Annotated in this window: 1 protein-coding gene; it reads left to right on the forward strand. The window is 70.9% G+C overall.

Annotated features, from left to right (window positions below):
* Positions 1-3,160 (forward strand): PKD domain-containing protein (locus ACE3N6_RS14015; protein WP_374246397.1); only part of this gene is annotated, 3,160 nt, incomplete at both ends.

Here is a 3,160-nt window from a genome sequence, read left to right on the forward strand (position 1 = left end):
AAGACAGCGACGTGGTGCTCCTCGACACCCTCTTCGCCGGCGGCTTCAGCGATGTGGACGGGCAGAGCCTCGCCGCGATCCGCATCCTCACCCTGCCGGCTTCCGGCAGCCTCACCCTCAACGGCCTGGCCGTGCTGCCGGGGCAGGAGATCGACGTGGCCGAGCTGGCCGCCGGTCGCCTCATCTACCGGGGCAGCGCCGATTTCGCCGGCACCGACCAGTTCCGCTGGACAGGCAGCGACGGCAACACCTTCTCCAGCCAGTCGGTGTTCACCAACATCACCCTCAACAACGTGAACGACGGCCCGCGCCTCGAGGCCGGCCCGACCCGCTCCGCCAGCGAAGGCTACTGGTTCAGTCAGGGTCTCACCCTGGCCGATCCCGACGTGGGCAACAGCTACGCCGTCACCGTCGACTGGGGCTACAGCGTGGGTGGCGTGCCGGTCGTCGAAACCTTCAGCACCAGCTCCAAGGCGCCGGTCATCGCCCACGTCTTCCCCGACAACGGCAGCTACACCGTCACCGTCACCGTCAACGACCAGCAGGGCCAGCCCAACAGCATCGAGAGCGACAGCTTCACGGTGCTGGTGGACAACATCGCCCCGACCCTCGCCCTGGCCGGCGACAACACGGTGGAGCAGGGCCACGTCTACACCCTGACCCTGGGCGGCGTGTCCGATCCGGGCACCGACACCGTCACCCAGTACATCGTCGACTGGGGCGACGGCTCGCCCGCGCAGACCGTCGCCGCGGCCGATCTGCCCGCCAGCCGACAGCTCACCCACACCTACGGCAGCGCCGCCGCCTACACCATCCGCACCCAGCTGGTGGATGAGGACGGCAGCTTCCCCGGTGCGGGCAGCAAGCTCGTCACCGTGGCCCCGCCGGCCGAGGTCATCGAAGTGAACGCCGGCGCCGACACCGGCATCGGCGAGGGCGTGGTGTTCACCCGCGACATCGTGTTCACCGACCCCGCCGACCAGGACCCCGCCGGGCGCACCGCCACCGTCAACTGGGGCGACGGCACGCCGGTCCAGACCATCGTGCTGGCGTCCGGGCAGTACAGCTTCAACATCGCCCACATCTTTGCCGACGACCGCGCCACACCCTTCCATGTGGAGGTCAGCGTCACCGACGACGGCTTCCAGACCGACACCGACAGCTTCGAGGTGGGCGTCTACAACGTCGCCCCGGTGCTGCCCCTCAGCGGCACCGGCTCGGTCAATGAGGGCAGCAGCTACGTCCTCAACCTTGGCCCCGTCATCGACGTGGCCGCCGACACCGTCACCGAGTACCGCATCGACTGGGGCGACGGCAGCCCGCTGCAGATCCTCGCCCCGGCCGACATCCCGGCCAGCCGCCTGCTGGCCCACGTCTACGCCGACGGCAACGTGGGCGGCAGCCTGCGTCAGGTGGCGGTCACCCTCGTCGACGAAGACGGCGTGTACGTCAATGCCGGCCTGCACAGCCTTGTTGTCGCCAACGTGCCGCCCAGCCTCGTCACCGCCGGTGCCGCCAGCGTCGCCGAAGGCTCGGTGTACGAACTGACGGTCGGCCCGCGGGTCGATCCGGGCGCCGATACCCCCACCCACTACCGCATCGACTGGGGCGACGGCACCGCCCAGAACCTCTACACCGCCGACGAGTACGCCACCCTGCTCGCCAGCGGCGGCAAGGTCACCCACGTCTTCGCCGACGGCGCCAGCAACCCCACCATCAACATCCACGTGCTGGATGAAGACGGCGACCACATCGCGGCCAGTCGCAGCGTCAGCGTCAACGACGTGGCGCCCGCCGCCACCCTCGCCGCCCCGGCCACCGTGGCCGAAGGCAGCAGCTTCATGCTCCAGATCGGCAGCATCGTCGATCCGGGCAGCGACACCGTCACCCAGTACCGCATCCACTGGGGCGACGAAGCAGCCCCCGGCGACGTCCAGCTGATCGGCGCCGCCGAACTGGCGGCCCTCGGCGGCAAGGTCGCCCACACCTACGCCGACGGCGCCCGGCACTACGCCATCGAAGTCTCGGTGGCCAACGAAGACGGCGTGTTCTCCCTGGGCACCCAGCCCATCGACGTGCTCAATGTGGCCCCCGTCGCACCCGTCGGCGGCGCGGCGCTCCTTGACGAAGGCGCGGTGTTCACCCTCAGCGTCGGCGCCATCGTCGACCCGGGCGCCGACACCCGCAGCGGCTACAGCATCGACTGGGGCGACGGCAACGTCAGCAGCTTCACCCCGGCCGATTGGCTGGCGGCAGCCGGCAGCTTCACCCACGTCTTCGCCGACGGTGCGGCCAGCCCCACCGTCACCGTGCGCGCCACCGACGAGGACGGCAGCTTCGTCCTCGGCACCCACACCGTCACGGTGAACAACGTCGCCCCCACCGCCCCGGTGAGCGGCGCGGCGTCGGTGGCCGAAGGCGCGGTGTTCGCCCTCAGCGTCGGCGCCATCGTCGACCCGGGTACCGACACCCGCAGCGGCTACAGCATCGACTGGGGCGACGGCAACGTCAGCAGCTTCACCCCGGCCGAATGGCTGGTGGCAGCCGGCAGCTTCACCCACGTCTTCGCCGACGGCGCGGCCAGCCCCACCGTCACCGTGCGCGCCACCGATGAGGACGGCAGCTTCGTCCTCGGCACCCACGCCGTCGCCGTCACCAACGTCGCCCCGACGGTGGTACTGGGCGGAGCCACCGGCAGCGACGAAGGCGCGAGCTACAGCCTCAGCATCGCCGGCAGCGACCCGGCCGGTGTCGCCGACCCGCTCGGCTACAGCATCGACTGGGGCGACGGCAGCGCCGTGCAAAGCCTCAGCGCCGCCGAACTCGCGGCCCTGGGCGGCACCGTCAGCCACGTCTTCGCCGACGACGCCGACGGCCCGGCCAACGCCACCGCGCGCACCGTCACCGTCACCGCAAGCGACGGCGACGGCGGCACCGGCAGCGCCACCCACACCGTCACGGTGAACAACGTCGCCCCCACCGCCCCGGTGAGTGGCGCGGCGTCGGTGGCCGAAGGGGCGGTGTTCGCTCTCAGCGTGGGCGCCATCGTCGACCCGGGTACCGACACCCGCAGCGGCTACAGCATCGACTGGGGCGACGGCAACGTCAGCAGCTTCACCCCGGCCGAATGGTTGGCGGCAGCCGGCAGCTTCACCCACGT

The organism is Zoogloea sp. (assembly GCF_041904905.1).
Lineage (GTDB): Bacteria > Pseudomonadota > Gammaproteobacteria > Burkholderiales > Rhodocyclaceae > Zoogloea.